This window comes from Stenotrophomonas sp. BIO128-Bstrain (genome assembly GCF_030128875.1).
Lineage (GTDB): Bacteria > Pseudomonadota > Gammaproteobacteria > Xanthomonadales > Xanthomonadaceae > Stenotrophomonas > Stenotrophomonas bentonitica_A.
On sequence record NZ_CP124620.1, the window covers coordinates 2,764,965 to 2,787,846 of the forward strand.

Annotated in this window: 20 protein-coding genes and 1 other RNA gene; 11 read left to right on the forward strand and 10 right to left on the reverse strand. The window is 63.4% G+C overall.

Features of this window, described 5'->3' with window-relative positions; all coding sequences use genetic code 11:
- Positions 1-973 precede the first annotated feature (973 nt).
- The 3 genes from POS15_RS12500 (at position 974) to POS15_RS12510 (ending at position 3,786) form a co-directional block, all read left to right on the forward strand.
- Positions 974-1,726 (forward strand): NRDE family protein, encoded by a 753-nt coding sequence (locus POS15_RS12500; protein ID WP_180832829.1) that lies wholly within the window; start codon positions 974-976, stop codon positions 1,724-1,726.
- 354 nt (positions 1,727-2,080) lie between these two features.
- Positions 2,081-2,560: a DM13 domain-containing protein gene (locus POS15_RS12505; RefSeq protein WP_047290306.1), complete on the forward strand. Its 480-nt coding sequence runs from the start codon at positions 2,081-2,083 to the stop codon at positions 2,558-2,560.
- A gap of 263 nt (positions 2,561-2,823) precedes the next feature.
- Positions 2,824-3,786, forward strand: coding sequence for an IS110 family transposase (locus POS15_RS12510; RefSeq protein ID WP_049459279.1), 963 nt, complete (start codon positions 2,824-2,826; stop codon positions 3,784-3,786).
- A 63-nt stretch (positions 3,787-3,849) separates the two neighbouring features.
- Here the strand turns inward: POS15_RS12510 and rnpB are convergent.
- Positions 3,850-4,154, reverse strand: an RNA gene (rnpB, locus tag POS15_RS12515) — RNase P RNA component class A.
- A 187-nt stretch (positions 4,155-4,341) separates the two neighbouring features.
- Positions 4,342-5,775: a transposase gene (locus tag POS15_RS12520; protein WP_345782470.1), complete on the reverse strand. Its 1,434-nt coding sequence runs from the start codon at positions 5,773-5,775 to the stop codon at positions 4,342-4,344.
- Between POS15_RS12520 and POS15_RS12525 the strand changes: the two genes are divergently transcribed.
- Both POS15_RS12525 and POS15_RS12530 read left to right on the forward strand, forming a co-directional pair.
- A complete protein-coding gene (locus tag POS15_RS12525; RefSeq protein WP_019185708.1) occupies positions 5,768-6,076 on the forward strand; it encodes a PilZ domain-containing protein in 309 nt (102 codons plus the stop codon). The genes POS15_RS12520 and POS15_RS12525 overlap by 8 nt on opposite strands.
- 86 nt (positions 6,077-6,162) lie before the next feature.
- On the forward strand, positions 6,163-7,986 hold the full coding sequence (locus tag POS15_RS12530; protein WP_279732101.1) for an SLC13 family permease: 1,824 nt from the start codon (positions 6,163-6,165) through the stop codon (positions 7,984-7,986).
- Positions 7,987-8,035: 49 nt separating this feature from the next.
- On the opposite strand, the gene POS15_RS12535 is transcribed toward POS15_RS12530, so the two are convergent.
- On the reverse strand, positions 8,036-8,824 hold the full coding sequence (locus tag POS15_RS12535; protein ID WP_164145999.1) for an IS1595 family transposase: 789 nt from the start codon (positions 8,822-8,824) through the stop codon (positions 8,036-8,038).
- Here POS15_RS12535 and istA point away from each other — a divergent pair.
- Together istA and istB are read left to right on the forward strand one after the other, a co-directional pair.
- A complete protein-coding gene (istA, locus tag POS15_RS12540; protein WP_003097546.1) occupies positions 8,817-10,316 on the forward strand; it encodes an IS21-like element ISPa36 family transposase in 1,500 nt (499 codons plus the stop codon). The two genes, POS15_RS12535 and istA, sit on opposite strands and share 8 nt — an antisense overlap.
- Positions 10,303-11,094, forward strand: a complete 792-nt coding sequence (gene istB / locus POS15_RS12545) for an IS21-like element ISPa36 family helper ATPase IstB (RefSeq protein ID WP_003097544.1) — start codon at positions 10,303-10,305, stop codon at positions 11,092-11,094. Before istA ends, istB begins: the two co-directional genes overlap by 14 nt.
- A 344-nt stretch (positions 11,095-11,438) precedes the next feature.
- Here istB and POS15_RS12550 read toward each other — a convergent pair whose 3' ends face one another.
- From POS15_RS12550 to POS15_RS12570, 5 genes are all read right to left on the reverse strand, one after another.
- Positions 11,439-11,873 (reverse strand): hypothetical protein, encoded by a 435-nt coding sequence (locus POS15_RS12550; RefSeq protein WP_080114903.1) that lies wholly within the window; start codon positions 11,871-11,873, stop codon positions 11,439-11,441.
- A 4-nt stretch (positions 11,874-11,877) separates the two neighbouring features.
- On the reverse strand, positions 11,878-13,911 hold the full coding sequence (locus POS15_RS12555; protein WP_232092445.1) for a hypothetical protein: 2,034 nt from the start codon (positions 13,909-13,911) through the stop codon (positions 11,878-11,880).
- Positions 13,904-15,493 (reverse strand): site-specific integrase, encoded by a 1,590-nt coding sequence (locus POS15_RS12560; protein ID WP_232092444.1) that lies wholly within the window; start codon positions 15,491-15,493, stop codon positions 13,904-13,906. Before POS15_RS12560 ends, POS15_RS12555 begins: the two co-directional genes overlap by 8 nt.
- The gene (locus POS15_RS12565) at positions 15,477-16,790 is read right to left on the reverse strand and encodes a site-specific integrase (RefSeq protein ID WP_149500782.1); all 1,314 of its coding nucleotides are present in this window, start codon (positions 16,788-16,790) and stop codon (positions 15,477-15,479) included. Before POS15_RS12565 ends, POS15_RS12560 begins: the two co-directional genes overlap by 17 nt.
- A gap of 138 nt (positions 16,791-16,928) precedes the next feature.
- Positions 16,929-17,468, reverse strand: a complete 540-nt coding sequence (locus POS15_RS12570; RefSeq protein ID WP_019185702.1) for a single-stranded DNA-binding protein — start codon at positions 17,466-17,468, stop codon at positions 16,929-16,931.
- A 312-nt stretch (positions 17,469-17,780) separates the two neighbouring features.
- On the opposite strand from POS15_RS12570, the gene POS15_RS12575 reads away from it, so the two are divergent.
- Positions 17,781-18,812, forward strand: coding sequence for a LacI family DNA-binding transcriptional regulator (locus POS15_RS12575; protein ID WP_019185701.1), 1,032 nt, complete (start codon positions 17,781-17,783; stop codon positions 18,810-18,812).
- 6 nt (positions 18,813-18,818) lie between these two features.
- On the opposite strand, the gene POS15_RS12580 is transcribed toward POS15_RS12575, so the two are convergent.
- Together POS15_RS12580 and POS15_RS12585 are read right to left on the reverse strand one after the other, a co-directional pair.
- A complete protein-coding gene (locus tag POS15_RS12580) occupies positions 18,819-20,315 on the reverse strand; it encodes a serine hydrolase domain-containing protein (RefSeq protein ID WP_284128234.1) in 1,497 nt (498 codons plus the stop codon).
- Between the two features lie 140 nt (positions 20,316-20,455).
- A complete protein-coding gene (locus tag POS15_RS12585) occupies positions 20,456-20,782 on the reverse strand; it encodes a hypothetical protein (RefSeq protein WP_019185699.1) in 327 nt (108 codons plus the stop codon).
- 113 nt (positions 20,783-20,895) lie between these two features.
- Here POS15_RS12585 and POS15_RS12590 point away from each other — a divergent pair, with 113 nt between their 5' ends.
- The 3 genes from POS15_RS12590 (at position 20,896) to POS15_RS12600 (ending at position 22,870) form a co-directional block, all read left to right on the forward strand.
- The gene (locus tag POS15_RS12590; protein ID WP_284128235.1) at positions 20,896-21,495 is read left to right on the forward strand and encodes a sigma-70 family RNA polymerase sigma factor; all 600 of its coding nucleotides are present in this window, start codon (positions 20,896-20,898) and stop codon (positions 21,493-21,495) included.
- The gene (locus tag POS15_RS12595; RefSeq protein ID WP_284128236.1) at positions 21,492-21,908 is read left to right on the forward strand and encodes a hypothetical protein; all 417 of its coding nucleotides are present in this window, start codon (positions 21,492-21,494) and stop codon (positions 21,906-21,908) included. The genes POS15_RS12590 and POS15_RS12595 overlap by 4 nt, the downstream gene beginning before the upstream one ends.
- Before the next feature lie 68 nt (positions 21,909-21,976).
- Complete coding sequence (locus POS15_RS12600; RefSeq protein ID WP_284128237.1) at positions 21,977-22,870, forward strand: ABC transporter ATP-binding protein; 894 nt, start codon at positions 21,977-21,979, stop codon at positions 22,868-22,870.
- The last annotated feature ends 12 nt before the right edge of the window (positions 22,871-22,882 follow it).

The window sequence follows — 22,882 nt, forward strand, 5'->3', positions numbered from 1 at the left end:
ACGCGGCGCGGCGCGTCCCTCCGGTGCGGTGAGGCACAGCACGGAACGATCCTGCGCATCGACGGCTGCACAGTGTTCCGCGCGGCCTCATCGCCGCCCATCGGCATTTCTCCCGCGCATGGGTAAGACATCGGCGCGGCGCAGCGTAGCAAATCACCTACCTGAGGGCACCTCTAAAAACCCCCGCTCTCGCGCCAGCAGCCCTCAGCAGAGTGCCCCGCTGACGGCATCAGGGTGATCCTCCGGGTACAACAACTGCGGCGCATGACAATCGATCCTGAAGCTGGCCAGAAACCGGCGGACAACCCGCAAAACGGGGATGAGAGTTCCCGATTCGACTGCGGCGCAGAGGGTCAGGTCTAGAATTGTTGCACCGCGTCGCATTCAGCAACAAAGCACAACAACTGCGGCGCATGACAATGAATCCTGAAGCTGGCCAGAAACCGGCGGACAACCCGCAAAACGGGGATGAGAGTTCCCGATTCGACTGTGGCAGCAAGGCGCAGGTCCATGCAGCATTTCATCACTGAGAGACTTTTTCGCCGCCTTCAGGCTGTTGAGGAAGCGTCTGTAGATGCAGCCGCTGCGCGAGCGATTGCAGGCGGCGCAGCAGTGATTCATGGTTGCCGAATCTGCTGCGGCCAGGCCTCCCGCTGACGCAGTGCTGGACCTGCCACGCGCAACCCGAATCGAGGTCTTGTCCGGCACGCTAGATTTCCCTCTGATGCCCACCTTAGCAGCGGCCGAAGGGTTGTCAACAACTTTTCAGCGGGGAAATCGCCAGCCGCATCAATGGCTTGCAACAACCTTTAGAGAATTGTTCAAGGCTTATCCACAAGTTGCTGATCCGTCTCAATTTTTGAGATTGAACGGAAGTTCAGGGGTGTGGACAGAGCGTGAAACATCGCTCGCGCATTCATGCGGGACGGGCAGGAAGCGGCGCCAGACTGCGCAAACCGTGCACAATGAGGCCATGTGCCTGCTCGCTCTTGGCTGGATGCACCACCCGCGCTGGCGGCTGGTGATGACCGGCAACCGTGATGAGTTCCACGCCCGCCCGACAGCGGCGCTGGCCCCCTGGCAAGATGAGACCTCCGTCATCGGGGGGCGCGACCTGCGCTCCGGCGGCGGCTGGGCCGGCGTCGGTGCGGGTGGACGCATGGCCGTGGTCACCAATGTCCGCGACCCGCTGGCCGCACAGACCGGTCCTTCACGGGGTGCGCTGGTGGCCGACTTCCTGCGCGGCCGCGACCCCGCCGCCGTGCATATCGACCGACTGGCAACGGTGGCCGGCGCCTACGCCCCATTCAACCTGCTGCTGGCCGATAGCGACAGCCTGGAGTTCCTGGGCAACCACCCTGCCGAGCGCCAGCGCCTGGGCCCGGGCGTGCATGGCATGTCCAACGGCGCGCTGGACGCACCTTGGCCGAAGACCCGACGACTGATGGCCGCGCTTGAAGCCTGGTTCGAGGCCGGCGATGAGGACCTGACCCCGCTCTGGGCCGCCCTGGCGGACGAACATCGCCCCGCCGACAGCGACCTGCCCGACACCGGCATCGGATTGGAACGCGAGCGCTGGCTGAGCCCGGCCTTCATCCGCGGCGACGACTATGGCACCCGCGCCAGCACGGTGCTGCTGATCGATGCCGAAGGGCACGGGCAGATCCACGAGCGTCGCTTCGGCCCTCAGGGCGCAGCCAACGGACAGAGCCACGTCATTTTCTGACCCGGTCACGCTGGCCGCTGGCCGGAACCTCTTTTCAGCAGGGTAGTGCCGGCCACTGGCCGGCAACCTCCGGATTTTCAGGCAGGCCACGCAGCTGCCGGCCAGCGGCCGGCACTACCGCACGCATGTCGTCATTGACGTGGCGGTCGTCGTCAGCGCAGCGCGCCTGATACGTCATTCAGCTTCCAGCCGCGACCGCGATCCGCCCTCGCCAGAGGGCTTTCAGCATCGCAGCCACCCGACTGTGCCCTTTTCGCAATCGGCCCTGTGCCTATATAATGTCGGCCCTGACCTCCCAGGGTGGTCAGGCCCGGCACTTCGCCGCGCGATCGATCGCAACCACAAGGAGGCCCCATGCGCCGCATCCTCATCCTGCTCGCCACCCACCTGCTCACCCTCGGCCTGGGCTTCGGCCTGGGCGTCTATCTCCTGCCGATCCTGATCGCCCCCGATGACCCGCCGGTTGCGCAGGTGCAGGCGGCCATGAAAGACGCCCCCTACCGCACCACCTTTCGCCGCGACCTCAAGGGCAGTGATGCGGTGCATTGGGCGGAAGGCAACGTCAGCGTCAGCCCGCGCCAGGTCGCGTTCGACGGCAAGATGGGTCCGGGTCCGGATTACAAGGTGTACCTGGTCCGTGACTTCGTCGACAACAAGGCCGATTTCCTGAAGATCAAGGCACAGGCCCAGCGCATCGGCGAGGTGAAGACCTTCAACCGTTTCCTGGTGGACGTGCCTGAAAGCGTCAACGTGGACGATTACACCACCGTAGTGGTGTGGTGCGAACGGTTCGAGCAGTTCATTTCCGCCGGGCAGTACCGCACGCCGGGTTGAACAACATCCCAAGCATCTGGGCGAAGAGCAGCCGAGCATGGCTTGTATGTTCCTCCCGGCTCCTACGCGGTATGTAGGAGCCAGGGTGGAGGGACCGTCAACATGATATCTGCGGATAGCAGCCGACAGACGAGCCGAGCGATCCCCATCCCGCACCTTAACGTCGATAAAGGATCTAGCGGCCTTTGAGGACCGCCGATGTAGGCAAGCCAACGTGGTGCGGTACCACCCCAGCCCCTCAACAATAGCTGGGAGTTGCGCAGATGTCAGATCATTTGGCCGTCGGCATCGATGCCGACTCAAAGAGCCTTGTGGTGGCACGCCATGGCACCAAAGGCAGCACTCGAATCCCCAATTCAGCGTCAGCCATCGGTAAGTGGCTGTCCACTCTGCCGGTCGGGTCTCGCATTGGAGTGGAAGCAACCAATCGCTACCACGAGCTTGTGGTTCAAGCTGCCCAGAAGGCCGGCCACGTCGTCTTTGTGCTCAATCCGCGCGACATCAAACATTACGCCAAGGGCGTGGCCTGCCGCGGCAAAACCGACTCAGGTGACGCGCAGGTCATTGCGCGTTACATCGCCAAGGAGGCCGACAATCTGCATGAGCATGTCGCCCGATCGCCTGCGCAGGAGCAGCTGCATGTGCTGCTCCAGCAACGTGACAGCCTGGTCCGGAGCAAGGCGAAGTTGAATCTCTCGCTAGGCGCGGGGGCGTCGGAGTCGGCCATCTTTGGGCGCATCTTCGATGGTCTGAAAGAGGCCATTGCCCTGCTCGACCAACAGATTCAGCAGCTGTGCCGCAGTGGCGAACAGCGCGACCTGTATCGGCGGATCATGACCATTCCGGGGGTTGGGCCGACGGTAGCGGCCTTCGTCACCCATCACATCACACGATGGCCCTTGACCAGCTCGGACGCCTGGATCGCCTGTACCGGCCTGGATCCGCGCCCCAACGAATCCGGCGCCCGGATCGGTAGGCGGCGCCTGTCCAAGCGCGGCAACGCCAGCCTGCGCCAGATCCTCTACATGGCGGCCATGGGACTGACCCGCTCCAAAAATGGCAAAGCCCTTTACAACGCCATCCGCGAACGCGGCCACAGCAGTACTGCCAGTTTCAACATCCTGGCCAGAAAGCTGGCCAGGATCGCTTGGGGCGTCTTCAAGAGCGGCCGGGACTTTGACCCGGCCATGCTGAAAGTGGGTCAAGCCTGCTTCCAGCAGGCTTGACCACGAACATAGGATCTCGGCTCTACTGTAGAGCCGAGCCATGCTCGGCCTACCGTAAGAAAGAGGCGGAGCCGGCCGATAAGCCGGGTTCTGTCGTGGACAGTCATTCCTCTAGGCGTTACGTCACCGCAACGCTCAAGCAACCTACCCGGATCCAACGCGGGCCGCGCCAAAGGATCCCTATTTGGTCTTGCTCCAGGTGGGGTTTGCCGTGCCGGTCTGTTGCCAGACTCGCGGTGCGCTCTTACCGCACCATTTCACCCTTACCGGCCTTCCGAAGAAGACGTAGGCGGTATCTTGGGTATAGGAAGTTCAACCGCCCTTTTTTGCGAGTCTGGCAGGTAGGAAGCGGCCGCGCAAGCGCCGCTTTGGGCACAGATCGGGCACAGATCGGGGGTTCATGCGTGGGTTTTCGACATCGCGGGGCCACGCAGCGGCTCAGTGCGTAGCCATTTCTCACCGAATCCCGGCACAGGGCCGAGCGCAGCCCTGCGGGGTCGTGGCCGCATCGGATCGGACTCTGGCTTGGCTGCCGGCTGTGTGGCCGGCACCTCGTCACGCGGCCGGCGGCGGGGCGCGCGCTGCGGGCCGGTAGTGCGCTTGCTCCAGCGCGCCGTGCTTCTCGAAGTGGGCGAGGATGGCGCGGATGGCGGTGGGTTCCTCGATGCTGGCGACGATCCGTACCGCGCCGCCGCAGTGGGCGCAGGTGGTGATGTCGATGGAAAAGACCCGCTTGAGCCGTTGCGCCCAGCTCATCGCACGGCGCTTCTGCTCGGGGCTGCGCGGCTCGTCGTGGGCGCTTGCGTCAACCGGCGCCGCATCGCCCGCAGGCCGCTTGCCGCGCCCCGAGGGCGTCAGCTGCGCACGCAGGTTTGCATTCGGGGCGAATACGCCGTGGAAGCGGGTGAGATGCGCGCGAGGTGGCGGGACCAGTGCCGCCAGCTTGGCGATGAAGTCCACCGCATCCCATTCGACATGCGTGGTCCCATTTCGCCACGGCGTCTTGAGCTGATACCGCACCCTACCCTGCGGTGAGATCGACAGCCGCTGCTCGCTGATCGCCGGGCGCGTGATGTAGCGGCACAGCTTTTCGAGCTTGTGGCTTTCGTGTGCTTCCGCGGCCACGCCGGCATGCAGCGAGAAGCCACCGACCTTGCCGGCATCGCCCTCCAGCGAGCCTGCGTCACCGGGCAATGTTTGCAGCGTGACGACCTTGCGGCCAGCGTCGCGACCGGTGGCGATGCGGTAGGTCATCGAACTCATCCGCAGCCCATCCATGCCGTCGTCGCTACCCGCGCTGTCGGACAGGAACACGGATTCGTCTTCGCCTTCGAGCCAGCCGCGGCGCGACAGGTGCCGGCAGACGCGATGCGCGATGGTGTTGGCGAGCTGCGTCAGTTGCGCAGAGGTGGGGGCGCGGCGCAGGCGCGGCTTGCGCCGCGGGGGCTCGACGTTCGCGTCGTACACGCCGTCGAGCCACAGCATGTGGAAGTGAACATTCAGGTTCAGCGCGCTGCCGAAGCGCTGGATCAGGGTCACCACGCCGCATTGCGCCGTATCCCGCGGCACGCCGGCCTGATCGGCAAGCCAACCGGCGATCACGCGCTGCACGATGCCCAGCACCGGGCCAATGGCTTCTGGCTTGCTGGCGAACAGGAAACGCAAGGGGTACGGAAAGCTCAGCACCCATTGCCGCACCGGCCGCGGGCCGAACACCTCGTCCACCAGATGCCGCGCCGACTCGGCCATGCGCCGCGCGCCGCAGCTGGGGCAGAAGCCGCGCTTCTTGCAGGAATACGCCACCAGCCTCTCGGCACGACAGTGCTCGCAGACCACGCGCAGGAAGCCGTGCTCGAGCACGCCGCAGCGCAGGTAGGTCTCGAACTCCTCGCGCACATACTCGGGCAGCGGGCGGTCTTCTACCTCACGGCGCGCGAGAAAGTCCGGCCAATGCGCCTGCAGCAGGTCTGGAAGCAGGAGGTTGGGCAAGATTTCTCGCCTTGCCGAGCGGCGGCCGCTGAATGCGACTGTGCAGTTCCGCAAGGGGAACGTCCGCACCAATGTCCAGATCCTCGACATTTCCACGCATGGCGTGCGTATTGCCGCGATCCAGGCGCTCCGTATCGGGGACACCTGCTGGATAAGGTTGCCGCAGCTGGAGCCCCAGCAGGCGAAGGTCGTGTGGGTGGATGAATTCGTGGTCGGCTGCCAGTTCGCCCGGCCGCTGCATCCTTCCGTATTGGATAATATCCTGCGCCTGCGGCAGCCCGCCAGCCGGAAACCGGAGTAGGCAAGTCACCCCCGAACAGGCGGCCGCCGGACCTCTTTGCGGCGCGCGGATTCCCCTGACTGCAAAAAATGCACTAGGCTGGGACGATGTCCGACCTGGCCCTTGTCCTCGCCCTGCTGATTTCCGCCATTGTCATGTTCGCGATCGGCCGTCCGCGAATGGATGCCGTTGCGTTGATGATGATCGTGGCGCTGCCGCTTTCCGGGGTCATCACCGTCGAGCAGGCATTCGCCGGCTTCGCGGATCCCAACATCATCCTCATCGCCGCGCTTTTCGTTGTGGGCGAGGCGCTGGTCCGGACGGGCGTGGCGCAGATGCTGGGGGACTGGCTTGTCAGCAAGGCCGGCCGCAGCGAGGCCCGGCTGATCGTGCTGCTGATGATCGTCGTGGCGGGCATCGGCTCGTTCATGAGCTCGACCGGCGTGGTCGCCATTTTCATCCCCATAGTCCTGCGGATCGCGCGCAACGCCCGCATTCCCGCCAGCCGGCTGATGATGCCGCTGTCGGTCGCGGCATTGCTCAGCGGCATGATGACACTGGTCGCCACGGCGCCCAATCTCGTGGTCCATGCCGAGCTCGAGCGGCATGGCTATGAGGGATTCAGCTTCTTCGCCTTCACGCCTTTCGGCCTTCCGCTGCTTGTCCTGGCCATCATCTATATGCTCGCCGCGCGCCGTTTCCTCGCCGGCGTGCCGGAAGCGGAGCAGGGGCCGGAACGCCCCACCCTTCGCGATTTCATAGAGAAATACGGACTGGAGGGCCGCGAATACCGCTTTGCGGTGGATCCCTATTCTTCCCTGATCGGACGGCCGCTCGCCACGCTCGACCTGCGCGGCAGCGCCGGGATCAATATCATCGCCATCGAGCGTGAGAGGCGCTTTTCCCGCCAGCTTCTGCGCCCGCACGCCCACAGCCAGCTGGAGGCCGGGGACATATTGATGATCGATGCGTGCGGGCGCGATCTCGATATCGGGAAAGTGACTCGCAGCTTCAGGCTGCACCCGATGGAACTGGCCGCCAATTATTTCGGGGATCGCAGTCAGGAGATCGGCATGGCCGAAGTGCTGCTTTCTCCGGATTCGAGGCTGGTGGGCAAAACCGTGGCGGAGGCCGATGTCCGATCGCTTCACGATGTGACGGTCGTCGGGGTCAGGCGCGAACGCAAGGCGCTGGAAGAGCCGGTGACGGAAGTGAGGTTCCGCGCCGGGGATATACTCCTTGTCATCGGCCCCTGGCGCGCGATAGAGCGTCTGCCGCGCTCGCCGGACCGGCTGATCCTGCTGAACCTGCCTGTCGAGAGCGACGATGTAGCGCCCGTCCGGTCGCGCGCGCCATTTGCGGTGGCGATCCTGCTCCTGACGGTCTTCATGATGGCCAGCGGCATCGTGCCCAATGTTCTGGCGGCGCTGATCGGCTGCCTGCTTTTCGGCCTTGCCGGCTGCGTCGGCATGAACGGCGCCTACCGTTCGATCCATTGGCAGACGCTGGTTCTGATCGTCGGCATGCTGCCCTTCTCGATTGCGCTGCAGGAAGTGGGCGGGATCGATCTGGCGGCCGATTGGCTGTTATCGACGGTAGGGTCCGGTTCTCCGCGTGCCGTGTTGGCTGTTCTGTTCTTCGTCACCGCCCTTCTGGGCATGTTCATCTCCAACACCGCGACCGCCGTGCTGATGGCGCCGGTCGCGCTTGCCCTTGCGGCGGGGCTGGAGGCTTCGCCCTATCCCTTCGCCATGACCGTGGCGCTTGCCGCGTCGACGGCCTTCATGACTCCCGTTTCATCGCCGGTGAACATGCTGGTCGTGGGGCCGGGAAACTATCGCTTCGTCGATTTCGTGAAGATCGGCGTGCCGCTGGCGATGATCGCCCTGGTGGTGACGGTCCTTCTCGTGCCGGTTCTGCTGCCGCTATGATGCGGCAATGCCTTGGAGTCTGGATTCAACGTGGCTTTTTTGTTCCTGATTACCCGGCTATCGCATCCACGGTTGCCATCCGATAGGGCAGCGGCGGCGTACGGAGCAGCACGTAGGTCAATCGTGCAACCAGCCGATGCAGTTCGAACCGTCGGTTGAACCGATAGCAGAACTCGCCCAGGTAGCGTTGGGCGTACTTGCGCCGGGGTCCATGGTAGGTGCCGCGCAGAGCGGTCTTCACGTTGCCCAGCATGACGTTGACCCAGCGCAGTGCCGGATGGTCGCACTTGTGCCCACCGCTGCCCGTCCGCAGCCGGCGATGGCTGGTGCCGGCCACCTCGCCCACCGCATTGAACCCTGCCAGGGCATCGGATACGACGACGGTATCGGGGGCCAGGTGGCGCGTGGCCCAGGCGCCGATCTCATCGGCGCTGAATCCCTTGACGACATCCAGCCGCATCACTTCCGGATGGCCCTCCTCGGAGCACTGCACGGCGGCCACGAACGCCTGCTTCCCGTCGGCACCGCGGCCACGTGGCCCACCCCGGCGCTCGCCGCCGAAATAGGCATCGTCCAGTTGGACCCAGCCGGCCAACTGGCGCCTGCCTTCACGCTCGACCATGGCCTGCATCAGCTTGTGCTTGAGCAGCCAGGCCGCGTCGTAGCCGATCCCCAGCTCCCGCGACAGTGCCAGAGCCGATCGGCCCGTCTTGGTGTTGGCGCGCATCCAGAACTGACCCACTTTCGGCGGTGATGCGCGGGTAAAACTGACCCACCTGAAGCCCACATCCTGAGCATCTTTTGCTCGGGGGATTTCAGGAGTGATCACCATGGTCATGTTGGCCAAGATCCGGCGGATGCATTTCCGCGATGGCCTGCCGCTGCGCGAGATCGCCAAGCGCACGGGCCTATCCCGCAATACCATCCGGCGATGGCTGCGCAGCGGCCAGTCCGAGCCGGTCTATCCCAGGCGAGCCTCGCCCTCCCGGCTCGATCCCTACCGGTCCCAGTTGGAGACGTGGCTGCGTGCCGACAGCCATCGTCCCCGGCGGGAACAACGCACCGCCAAGGTGCTGTTCTCGCAGTTGCAGGCGATCGGCTATCCGGGCACCTACACCCGGGTGACGGCCTTCATCCGCCAGTGGAAGGCGGCCGGCGGCGCCAGCCGCCGCCCGGCCTTCGTGCCGTTGCACTTTCCTCCGGGTGAAGCCTTCCAGTTCGACTGGAGCCGCGAGTACGCCTTCGTCGGCAGCCACGCCAAGATGCCGCTGGATCTCGCCCACGTGAAGCTGGCCTGCAGCCGCGCCTTCTGGTTGGTGGCCTATCCCACCCAGAGCCACGAGATGCTGTTCGATGCTCATACCCAGGCGTTTACCGCCTTCGGTGGCGTGCCGCGCCGCGGCATCTACGACAACATGAAGACGGCGGTGGACGGGATCGGCCAGCACCGGGAACGGCGGGTCAACGCCCGCTTCCACGCCATGACCAGCCACTACCTGTTCGCCGCGGAGTTCTGCAACCGCGCCGCGGGTTGGGAGAAGGGGCGGGTCGAGAAGAACGTGCAGGACCGGCGCCGACAGATCTGGATCGAGGCCGGGGCCCGCCACTGGCCAGATCTGGACACCCTCAACGCCTGGCTCGCCAGCGAGTGCCGCGCCGCTTGGCCGATGCAGGCGCATCCGGATGCCTCCGACATCACCGTGGCCGAAGCTCTGGAGGACGAACAGCCCCACCTGATGCCGATGCCCGCGCCCTTCGACGGCTACATCGAGCGGCCGGTGCGGGTCAGTTCGACCGCGCTGGTCAGCTTCCAGCGCAACCGCTACAGCGTGCCGTGCGAACACGCCCACGCCGTCGCCAGCCTGCGCGTGTATCCCTTCGAACTGGCCGTGGTGGTCGGCGAGGCCGAGGTCGCCCGCCACCGGCGCAGCTTCGAGCGTGATCGGGTCCACTACGACTGGCAGCACTACATCGCCCTGGTCCAGCGCAAGCCGGGGGCACTGCGTGACGGCGCGCCGTTCCTGTCCATGCCCGATCCGCTGCGCAAGCTGCAGCAGGTGTTGCTGCGCCAGCCTCACGGCGACCGCGCCATGGCCCAGGTGCTGGCCGCCGTACCCGTGCACGGGCTCGAAGCGGTACTGGTGGCGGTGGAACTGGCACTCGAGTCCGGCCTGGTGCGCGCCGACCACGTGCTCAACGTGCTGGGGCGATTGCAGCATCCGGACCGCACGATCGAGACGGTCGCCTCGCGAGTGACGCTGCGTCATCCGCCGGTGTCCGATCCGGCCCGCTACGACGCCCTGCGGGAGGCAGATCATGTCGACGCCTGACCTGCCGCTGCGCATGCAGCAGCTCAAGCTGCACGGCATGGCCAGCCAGTGGCCCGAACTGCTGGCCAAGATGCGCCTGCACACCATGGAGCCCGAACACTGGATGGCCGAACTGCTGCAGGCCGAGTCCGCCGAACGGCAGGTTCGTGCCCAGGCCAACCAGATGAAGGCCGCACGTTTCCCCGTCCATCGTGACCTGCTCGGGTTCGACTTCGCGGCCAGTCCCGTTGATCGCGCACTGGTCGAACGACTCCACCAGGGTGACTTCATCCACACCCCCGAGAACGTCGTCCTTGTCGGTGGACCGGGCACCGGCAAGACCCACCTGGCCACCGCCATCGGCATCCAGGCCGTGCGCCAGCATCGCCTGCGCGTGCGCTTCTTCTCCACCATCGAACTGGTCAATGCGCTGGAGAAGGAACAGGCCCAGGGCAAGGCCGGGCAGATCGCCCTGCGCCTGACCTATGCCGACCTGGTCATCCTCGATGAACTGGGCTACCTGCCGTTCACCCCCTCAGGCGGCGCGCTGCTGTTCCACCTGATCAGCAAGCTCTACGAGCGCACCAGCCTCGCCATCACCACCAACTTGGCCTTCTCCGAATGGGGTCAGGTGTTCGGCGACGCCAAGATGACCACCGCGCTGCTGGATCGCATCACCCACCACTGCCACATCCTGGAGACCGGCAACGACTCCTGGCGGCTGCGCAACAGCACCGCCGCCAACAAGACCAAAGCCAGAATCAGGGCAAAGGAGGCCACCACCCAGACCACCAACTGATACCCTCAGCCCCGTACACCGGGTGGGTCAAAGTTCAACGCGCAGCCTGGGTCAGTTTTAAGTGCGCGCCAACAACTAGCCATCAACTCCGTACCAAATGAACTGTGCCGCAAGGTAGATATCACTCCTACGGCCAGCAACGAGAACGCCATTGCAGCGATAGCCGGCCAGTAAGCTTGAATCAGGTTCATCCATCGCATCCCACACTCCAGTGACCCGAAGCTACTCCACGTGAGTCTCAAAAACTGAGACAACAACGCTCAAGTGAGACATCCTCGCTCCCTGCTGCATCAAGATCTGCCAACTGTTCGACCGCTTGCCGATGCTCGATGCAATTCGAAAATCTACCTACTCTTCCCTTTCGCCCCATGTCCTGACCGATCAACCGCAGGCAGTGGTTTATCCAAATTCAAGCTATCCATCCGCACGTTGTTGGCGTACGCGTTGTATTGCCACCGCCGAAATTGATCAAGCAGCAACGTGTTGGTGGCTTCAAGCCGGCTCACCTGCGCCTCAAGATCCGCGATCCGCCGATTTGCAACTTCCATCGTGAAGTCTCTTGGCCGTTGATCCCTAACCTCTCTCAGCTCCTGCTGCCGACGCCGGTAGTGTTCCTTGATTGCAGGATAATTGAGCAACGCATGGCGGCTCACGGAATCGATGCCAAGCGCTTGGGCAACTCGATCGCAGTAAGCATCCCAGGTCAACTTGCCTTCCCATTGATCCAATACCCGCAGGATCTTGGGTAGGGTCGATTTCGTGACAATCTTCTTCGGCATGGCTTTATGCGAGTGCCAAGGGAATTACGCGAGGATGCAGAGCCAGAGCATCGGGCAGGACTACGCCTAGTTCAATCAGCGCTCGCCGCACTGGCGAAGGATCGTGACCATCTGGAATGCGCAAGACAGTGCCATCGGGCACGCCATCATGCTCCAACGTCATGCGCATCGCCTGCACATGTGCCAACTTCCATTTATGGTTGTCCACCCATCGGTCTGCGCCGAAGTCCCCAGCTTCGCGAGCCTCGAGGGCCCGATCAAGAAGCGCTTTGGTTTGCGCCTCCAGAAGCAGGATTCGATCCAATGTCACGTGATCCCCCTTGATGCATACATGCTCCTTGCAAGTCATGCATTCACGCTGTTTTTGGCAGGGACTCATCGCGTAATCGTGAACGCACATCCCGTAGAGCGTAGCTTTGGCGGTCCCCAGGCGATCTACCCCAAGCTCTTGATAAGTGACCGGTTGACGGCTCTGGAATCGTTCAAGTAGCGACTTATGTTCCACCTTGAGGATGTCTCGCACCTCTCTCATGCGCTCCTCTGGCGAACGATGATCGTAGTGCGCGTTGTCGGCAACACGGGCGCGGCCCGACCACTGAGCCAACGTCATCTCGTCCATACCGCCCCGCTGACTCAGGGTATTGAGCCAATGACGGGGCTGATGAGTCGTGAGCTTGATTGGACTTCCATCTGAGTTCCGATAGCCCTTCTTCTCGAAGAGCGAGAGATCCGAACTCCCGCCCAGGCGATCATTCACCATCGTTGATGTGGCGATTGCCCATGAGAACCGCTTGACTTCATGTTCGCGATGGAACTCGTTCACGCGGTGCAGGCAGAGGGCATCCCAGATCTTCACTGTCCTGCTGTCATCAATGAATGGCCAATCCGGCCCGGCGCACCCTTCAAAAACGTAGGCGGCCAGATCCTTGTAGGAGATGTCACCCCGATCAAGGAGCTTTTTCAACCGCTTGTCCCCAACCACCTGCGACCAAGTGGGCGTGCCGTCAGTACGGTACGTTTTTCTGTGAACCCGAAGCCCTAGAGCAGCTGCCACTTCATTCGGCATCAGCAGACGATCGGCGGCATCGCCCACCGTCACCACACAGCCCGGATGATCCATAAATCTTCCAGGGTGATCATGAGCGAAGCGGGCAGCCGCACGAGCGGGAGCGCCGATTTGGGTCAGCCGACGCACGGCTTCGATGACAACATCCTGCATCACCGAAGGCACCCACTTCTTCGTGGCTCCCTTGCCCTTCGCTGCCCGCCATCGCAGGCACATTTGCGGCGCTCCATATTCGTCGGTATCCCACTGAATGCAGTCAACTGGAAGCGCGAGCACCTCAGAAATTCGCGACGGTGCAACCATCAAAAGCGTGGCGATAGAGGAAAAATATTGAGTCTCGACATCATCGGCGGCTGCAAACATTTCAGCCAAAGCGAACATTGCCTCGTTGGACGGCAGCTTCGCTGCACGGTGTGCTTTCCCCGCGCCTCCGATGTCTTCGGTCAGTATCTTCGGCTTCGGGAACGGCGACTTCCACTGCTGCAAGGAAGGGACAATCTTTTTCTCCCGAAGGAATTCGACAATGCGAGCCATCTGACGCCCCGTCTGGCATCTCTCGTCGTCGCTCTTGTAGAACTCCCGACACTTGGCAGCCGCCACATCCATCACAGCCCCGTTCAGGCCGCTGACGTCGGCACCTCCGCGGGACTCAAGAAGAGCCGCTTCAATGCAACGCAATGCTCGAAGCGGATAGTCAATGTTCTTAACGGGCTTGTGACTGTACGTATAACGAACGTATGCCTTGGCGAATTGGATGAACGGCTCTGCCATCGGGGTGAAACGATGGCTCGTTAATTCCTTCGTCTTCGTGGCAAATACAACTGATGTCTTTCCAAGCCTCCACTTGTGCTCTTCCCAACCGTCTCGCCCACCGAATGCGGTTAGATCTTCACGTGCAAGCCGTATGAACTCAGCCAAATTTTCGCTGGCAAATCGTGCGTCACGCGGTACAAAGAGGACGACATCAGCCATCGGCCACCTCAGCGAGGCACGATGCGCCAGCCAGTTGTTGACGCATGGCAGCGCACTTCGAGACGCAGTCTTCCACAGCAAGTATCAGGAGATCATTGGCGTTGACCACCACCTCCGCACATCCAGCCTCCTTCACCCTGAGTTTCTCAGCGTAAAGATCCTCGAGCACTTCCGAATGTGGAGCGTCGAGCCAGGGCTGGAAGTGCACGCATGTATAGCAAGCGCGATATCCACTGGCGCAGAAGCCAAAGTTTCCGCATGTCCCCACGGCGTTCTGCCGATCATTCGACACACGACTGGTAGGGTCGTCGCCGCGTATCGCGTCACGTTCGCTGCGAACCAGCGTTCCTAGACAAGCTTGTGCAAATGGCGCAAGGGCGGGGCCCACTATCCGGTCGATGAACACCGCCTCTTGGGCCGTATTCTCGGTATAGACCTTGACCTGCTGGATGTCGGATTGGTCCAACAACTCTGCGATCACGTATGCCCCGAATCCTTCCCTCCGAAGTTTCGTACCTCGTGTGTAGCGGAATCTCGTGGCTGTGAGGCGGAGATATTCGCCAGTCCGCTCCGAGCGCGCTGTGCACGCTTGTGCGACGCGCTGTAGCGCCTGACTAAATGATGTCGTCGTCGCGTGCAAAAGATCAGGCGTACCTCCAAGAAGCAACTCTTTAAGCGCGAAACCATCGGTGTTGCGTCGAAGTGTGTACGCCTTGGATGCATTGATGAAGATCGGAATTTCATCCCGCAGCGATGCGTGCAACGTATATCCCACTCGACTCTCGACAAGTTTGACTGAGCCCCTGTGCTGTTGCTGCAACACAACGCCAAGATCGTTCGGGATTGGAAGTGAACGAAACTCACCGCGGAAGGAGCCACCTCGCTGCTTGGAGCGTGGAACATTTAGCGTATAGAAGCTATCGCCTGCCTTCGGCAAAGCCAGATCCTTGCCTCTGAGCGCAGCGATCTGGATGGGTCGCCGAGCAGTCATTGCCAGCATCAACAGATAGGCGTAATCCTCGAAATCAATCGTTTTCTGGACCACCGCGAGATTCGCCCAATCCAATAGGGACTGCAGCTCAATATCCGTGAAAGGTCCCGTTTCTGGGCAGCCGTTTGCCACAGCTGCGCCTTTTTCATTGCCGGTGATACGCCAACCTTCAAGTAGTTCAACCACATCCTTGGAGATCCCAGCGAACCCATAGTCATGCCATGCCAGCAAGAACCCCTTGAGCCCCCCCAGATTCCACTCCCCATCCAATCCGAGTGAGGCTCTCCAGTTCATGAGCGAAGCCGGAGACACTTCAGCAGACCCCGTTTCACGAATGAACCGCTTCATGCGCTCAGCCATGTTGTAGGTATGTGAGGCGGATTGCTCCTCTGCGTAGCGCTGAAGGGTGAGGCGGGCACCCTGCCTACAATCCGGCTCAAGGTCATCTATGACACCAAGCGAGATTTGAACATCCTTATTGAGCTTCCACTGCATGTCCTTCGGATCGAATGAATAGCCATCCTTCGATATAGCCATACGCGGCGAAGCAGTCTCTGGTACGGCTGCATTCGCCTTAGCGCTTGCCTTCATCACCCACCTTCTTATCGTTATTGCGAGCAAGTGCGCTGCCAAGCAGTCGCATGGCCTTGTCGGCCTGTTCACGGATATGACGCTCGTTATAGACCTTGCCCGACTCCTTGTTGCGATGTCCATTGAGGTGTGCACGAATGTCCTGCTCGCGACCCTCCCTAATGATCTGCTCGGCGTCATTGGAACGCGACGCTGCATTGTGTTGATCAATCGCTAGCGACAGCGCGTAATTCATGTGATGGCGCAGTGCATGAGGATGTATGCCCGCCAGTTCTGGCGAGACCGCGCTGACTCGCTCGATGACTCGGTACAGGCCATTCTTCGACAGCGGCCTCCCAAAGGTCTTCCCGGCCTTGTGCGATACGAAAACGTAGGGATGTCGTCGCGCTCCAGGAATGCGTGCACGCACTTCAAGGATGTAGTGCTGGACCAGCTTTGCGAGCTCGTCCGAGATCGGCAGAATGCGCTCTTTCGTTTTGCTGGTCGGCTGATAAGCGCGAGGATCGTGCACGTCATCGTGATTGCGTCGAACGCTGACGCTTGGCTCGTGCCCAAGATGAAACTGCTCCACCCAAAGGCTGAGCAGTTCGCCCGTTCGCATGCCGGTGACTCGATACAACTCGATGATGATCGCATTCCGCAGCTGGATCGTCGGATCGCTGAACGGGTTCTCGTCGCTCCCGATGGCGATGACTTCCCGCAGCCGCTTGACCACCCCTGGATCAGGCGACTTCTCGACCGGCGTCTGAATGAGTCCGTGCTTGGACCCTCGTGGGCGGTGCTTTCGAATGCGCTTGCCCATCTCAGCCAAATCGTGCGCAAACTCCGCAGAGTTGCGATGCTGGATGATGACGCCGCCGAGGAACTCCAGGTAGTCCGCGATCGTCGTCATGCGGTTGTAGGCCACTCGCTGGGTCACCGAGGGACGCGCCACCGTCGGGCCTACCCGTGCATCAGAAAAGGCCACCACGTTGCCCGAGCGCACTTCGGTGTCTTCTCTAGCGCCCACATATCGCATGTCCAGCTTCGCGAAATCGCGCAGCGACACGATGTCTGGCAACGAAAGGAACGTCCCACCCGTGAACTCGTCAACGAGGTTGCGTCCTTCCTGCATCTCCCATCGAAGGAGCACCTGGATGTGCGTGAGAGCGTTTCGAATCGTATTGACGGCCGCTCCGGCGTTGCGCAACTGCGCCGTCGCAAAGAGCGTCGGGTAGAACACAGGAAGCCCCTGATCGTCCAGCAGAAGTGGCACGCGCTCACCTTGATTCATCACGCGCATCGCAAGCGAGGACATAAGGTCTTTTTCTACATTTACTACATATGAATGACTATACCATTTTATTTTACAAAAGTAGTGAGCAAAAAATAGAAAAGCCCCTTAGTAGAAGGGGCTTCCTGTATCCATTAGCTACAAAGCGTGAGGATAGGTGTCCTAGAACGGAATATCGTCATCAGCGAAGTCGTCCATCGGCGGCGCCGACTGCTGCGGAGCCTGCTGCTGCGGGCGCTGCTGGCCGTAGCCACCACCACCACCGCCACGCTGACCACCACCGCCGCCGCCACCACCGCCGTACTCCTGGCGCGGGGCCTGCTGGCGCTGCGGACGTTCGCCGCCACCGCCACCGCCACCACCGCCTTCACGGCCGCCGAGCATCTGCATTTCATCGGCGATGATGTCGGTGGAGTACTTCTCCACGCCATCCTGGCCGGTGTACTTGTCGTAACGCAGGCTGCCTTCGACGTAGACCGAGCTGCCCTTGCGCAGGTACTCACCAGCGATCTCGCCGAGCTTGCCGAAGAACACCACGCGGTGCCATTCGGTACGCTCCTGCTGGTTGCCATCCTTGTCCTTGCGGACGCTGGTGGTGGCCAGGCTGATGCGGGTGATCGCCATACCGCCCTGGGTGTACTTCACGTCCGGGTCGTTGCCGAGGTTGCCGACCAGGATGACTTTATTGATGCCGCGCGCCATAGGGTTGCTCTTCCGTTGTCCGAGGGCAGGCCGCAGTCATATCACAGCCCCGGGCGGGGCGCAGATCTGCCGGGCCGCCCTTGGGAGAATTGGGGGGATCCAGATTGCACCATCTTATCATCGCCGCCGTCCCCGACCCTGTCGGAATTCCGGCCGGGAACGACCGGAAACCTGCTCGAGCCATATGCCGCAACGGTGACGGCGGTTCAGTCCCCGCGCCGCAGGGCGCTGGCCGCCAGCCCGAGGGACCTCCCGGCCCCGCCATCACGGCGCATGGCATGATGTCGCTTCACCGTCTCCCCGCCTGCTGAAATGACCATCCGCGGTAAAGCCACCTCCCTCGATATCGCCCACCTGGCCGGCGTCTCCCAGCCCACGGTGTCGCGGGCGCTGCGCGGCAGCCCGATGGTCAACGCCGAAACCCGGCAGCGGATCCTGGCCATCGCCCGGGAGCTGAACTACAAGGTCGACAAGAACGCCTCCAGCCTGCGCCTGCGCAATGCCGGCACACTGGCCCTGCTGTTCTTCGAAGACCCGACCAATGACGATTCGCTGATCAACCCGTTCTTCCACGCGATGCTCGGCTCGATCACGCGGGCCTGCGCGCTGCGCGGTTATGACCTGCTGGTCTCCTTCCAGCAGCTGTCCACTGACTGGCAGGCCGATTACGAGGACAGCAACAAGGCCGACGGCATCATCCTGCTCGGCTATGGCGATTACCACGAGTCGCGCGAGCGGCTGCAGCGGCTGGTCGAGCAAGGCACCCACTTCGTGCGCTGGGGCGCTTCCCTGCCCGACCAGCCCGGTGTCTCGATCGGCAGCGACAACTTCCAGGGCGGTTTCGACATCACCGCCCACCTGCTCGACCAGGGCTGCCGCCGGATCGCGTTCGTCGGCCACGCTTCCAGCCACTATCCCGAGTTCGAGCAGCGCTATCGCGGCCACGTCGAAGCAATGCGGGCGCGAGGCCTCACCGCCGAGCCCTCGCTGCAGCACGATGCGATCACCACCGAGCAGTCCGGCTTCGATGCCTGCCAGGCGCTGCTGGCGCGCGGTGAGCGTATCGATGGGCTGTGCGCGGCCAGCGACCTGATCGCGATCGGTGCGATGCGCGCCCTGCGCGAGCATGGCCTGCGCGTGCCGGAGGACGTGGCGGTCACCGGCTTCGATGACATCCCGCTGGCCGCCTCGGTGTCCCCGCCGCTGTCCACAGTGCAGCAGGACACCAAGCAGGCCGGGCACCTGCTGGTGGAAAAGCTGTTGGCGCTGATCGACGGCCAGCCGGTGGAAGGCCAGAGCATCGCGGTGAAGCAGGTGCTGCGGGAATCCTCGCTGCGCCGCTGAGTCCGTTCAGGGCACCCGCTGGAAGCTCAGGCTCTCGAAGCTGAGGGACCGCGCCTGGCCATCGGCCACGTGGAAGGTCAGCCAGTTGCCGCTGTTGGGGATGAACTCGACCCGGACCTGGTCAAGGTGTTCGCCCGCGGTGGCCACCGCGTCCAGCTGCCCCCAACGCAGCCGCAGTGCCTGGTCACCGGCCGCTTCGACGTTCATCTCGCCGAGCAACGGGTGCACGTATCTGCCCACGTAGCCATCGCGCGGCAACGTTCGCAGCCACGGGGGTGCCTGGATCGCCTGGCGCTGACGCGCCATGTTCCGCTGCGCCTGGGCCGCCGTTGCCTGCAGGGCCAGGAAGCGGGCGGCGGAGCTCGCTGCGATCCCCTGCTCATGGAGCAGCACGCCATACACGTGATCGGCGATGAGATTGGTCAGCGGTGCGCCCAGCAGGTCCTCGTTGTTGAGCACCACCAGTGCGATGTTCTGATCAGGCATGAAGGACAGGTGCGCGTGGAAGCCGGCGAATCCGCCGAAGTGGTGCAGCAGCCGGTGGCCTTTGTACTGCCCGGTGTACCAGCCCCAGGCATAACCATCGCGCGCGAAGTCCAGATAGCGCGCGCTCAGCGCGACCTGCCGGTGCTGCGAACGGCTGATCACCTGCGGTGCGAAGGCCGGGGTGCCCGCGCGCGGGAACTGCGCGATCAGGAACCGGGCCAGATCCGGTGCGCTGGCAACCATGCCACCGGCCGCCTGCATCGTCCCGTCCGCTTTGCGCAGATACAGGGCCGTGGTCGGTTGCGCGCTGCCGAGTGAGTACGGCTTGGCAAGGGGCCAGCCTGCCGTTTGGGCACGGCTGATCCGGGTGCTGGTATGGCGCATGCCCAGCGGATCGAACACCGCGCGCTGCAACTGGTCCTGCCACGGCAGCGCGTCGTGCTGGTCCATCCAGATACTCAGCAGGTTGTAGCCGAGGTTGGTGTAGCCGAAGGTGCCGTGGGGCGCGTCCGGGTCGCGCCGGGTCGCGCCCACCAGCGCCAGCCGCGAGGCAGCGTCATGCACGCCGCTGAAAGCAGTGGCCCAGACCAAGGCGGGGTTGTCCACGCCTGCGGTATGGGTGAGCAGATCACGCACGGTGACCGCCTCGGCATCGAGACCTTCCAGGCGCATCTGCGGAAACATCTGCTGGAGCGACATCGCCATGTCGAGCTCACCGGCGGCCTCCCTCTGCAGGGCGTTCAGCGCGAAGAACGGCTTGGTCGCCGAGGCGATATAGAAGACGGTGTCGGCCGTGACCGGCGTACCGGCGGCAATGTCCGCCAAACCGTAGTAGCCCTCATGGATCACTTTGCCGTCCTTCACCACCACGACGGCGGTACCGGACGGCAAGCCGGTCGCCGCCTTGGTCTGTTCGATGAGGGCGGACAGCGGGGCGAAATCGAGCGGCGTGGCGGCGCCGACCGGAGACAGCACGGCCACGGCAAGGCCGGCACAGAGTGCCAGGATGCGTTTCATTCGAGGGTCCTGTTGCAGAGCAGCCGACAGCGGACCTGCCGGCTGGGGTGGGCGGCCGCATCCGCGGCCTGCGCCGGATGCCGACGGTCAGGCCGCGGCGGACAACCGGCGGGCGATCGGTCAGCGGGCCGTACGCTGGCTTACTTCAAGCGGCGATCCAGCACGAAGTACACCACGTTGCCCAGACCGGTCGCCCCGAGCAGCAGCGCGATCGCACCCGGCGTGACCCGGTCGATGCCGAGCAGATCGACCAGCCCGAAGGCCAGGGCCAGGGTCAACATCACGCAGCCCCAATGCAGCGCGGCCAGCCGGCGCTTGGTGGTATCGCCGGCCAGCAGCGAACGCACCAGCTCTTCCGAGCCGCGGGCTTCGACGATACGGCGGCGCGTGTGGCCATCGACCACGCTCTTGATGGCATACACGATGCCGAGGATCAGGACGACGGGCAGAATCAGGTTGTAATCCATGGTGCGTTCGTTCCGTTGAGGAGGGGCTTGTCCACTGAGATACGGCCACGGCGGGGTCGGTTGCACGGAACACAGTTGCAACCGGAGAGGCACTCGACGTATCTCTATGGAACATGCGCACGTCGCCGCCCCCTCCTGCCGACTGTCTCGATGCCGACCGGAAACTGGTCGACGCCATTCTGTCGCGCCAGCCCGGGGCGTTCGAGCAGCTGGTGCGGGAGTATCAAGGCCTTTGCTGGCGCGTGGTCGATCGCATGGTCCGCCACCCCGACGACACCCGCGAGCTGTGTCAGGAAGCCTTCCTGCGCATCCATCAGACGTTGCATCAATACCGCGGCGAGAGCGCACTGAAATCCTGGGTCGCGCAGGTTGCCTATTCGATTGCCAAGCGGCACCTGGAACGGCGACGCATCCCGCTGGTGGAGAACACCGTAAGCGACGACGGCACCGCCTTGATCGATCGGGTCGGCAATGGCATCGATCTGGAAGCCCTGACCAGCGAGCAGGACATCAACGCCCACCTGCATGCGGCCATGGACGCCCTGCCCCCGCTGCAGCGCACCCTGCTCACGCTCTACCATCTGGAAGAGATCTCCATCGCCGAGATCGCCACCCTCACCGACCTGGCCGAAGGCACCATCAAGAGCCACCTGTTCCGCAGCCGCAAGCGGCTGCGCGAACTGCTCGAATCCCGCATTGGAGTGCCCGCATGAGCAGCACAGACGATTCCCGGATCGACCCCGACGAATGGCACGCCCAGGAACGCGGGCTGCGCGCGGCGCTGAGCGGCCAACGCGCCGGACCGTACGCCCCCGATTACCTGCGTATTGCCCAGGCGATCGCCTCTGCGCCGCAGAGCGGGCCGCCGATGCGCTTCGCCCGCGATGTCGCCGTGCACATCGCCCGGCATGACGCCGGGATCGAACGCTGGGTCTCCCGGGCCCTGCTGGGGGTGCTGGCGGTCGCGGTGCTGGCGTTGGTTTCGCTGTTCGGCCCGGCATGGTGGCGCGCGATCGAGCACGCCGCGGGCAGCGCGGCGACCGGGTGGCTGCTGGCTGGCGCAGCCTGCGTGGCGCTGTCGTGGCTGGCGGCCCGTTGGCGGGCGTCCGGCCGGAAGCACCCATGACTTACGGCGGATGCAGGCTATCTGAATAGGGCGGATAACCGATCCATCGCCCAGGGGAAGCTGTCCGCATGCTTGAGATCCGCGCGCTGTCCAAGACGTACGCCAATGGGGTCCACGCCCTTGCCGGTGTCACCCTCGATATTCCCCGCGGCATGTTCGGGCTGCTCGGCCCGAACGGCGCCGGCAAGTCCTCGCTGATGCGCACCCTGGCCACGCTGCAGGAAGCGGACAGCGGCACCGCCACGTTGTCGATTCCGGGCGAGGCGAGCATCGATGTACTGCGCGACAAGGACGCCGTGCGCCGACGGCTGGGCTACCTGCCACAGGACTTCGGCGTGTACCCGAAGGTCAGCGCACTGGATCTGCTTGAGCATTTCGCAGTGCTCAAGGGCCTCACCCACAAGGCCCAGCGCCGCGAGGTGGTGGATGCCCTGCTGCAGCAGGTCAATCTGTGGGACGCGCGCAAGCGCAAGCTGGGCACGTACTCCGGCGGCATGCGCCAGCGCTTCGGCATCGCGCAGGCGCTGCTCGGCGACCCACGCCTGGTGATCGTCGATGAACCTACTGCGGGGCTCGACCCGGAAGAGCGCAACCGCTTCCTCAACCTGCTTGCCGCGATCGGCGAGAACGTGGCGGTGATCCTGTCCACGCACATCGTCGAGGATGTCACCGACCTGTGCCCGAGCATGGCCATCATGAACAAGGGGCAGGTGCTGCTGACCGGCAAGCCCAGCGATGCGATCGACGCGCTGCAGCACCAGGTCTGGCGCAAGCAGGTGGACGTTGCCGAACTGCCCGCTTATGAAGCCAACCATGTGGTGCTGTCCACCCGCCTGGTTGGTGGCCGGCCGGTGATCCACGTGCACAGCGCGACCGACCCCGGCGACGGCTTCGCCGCCGTTGCTCCCGATCTGGAAGACGTTTATTTCCAGCGACTGCGCCTGCAGTCGCGGGCCGCCTGACCGGAGCCCGCC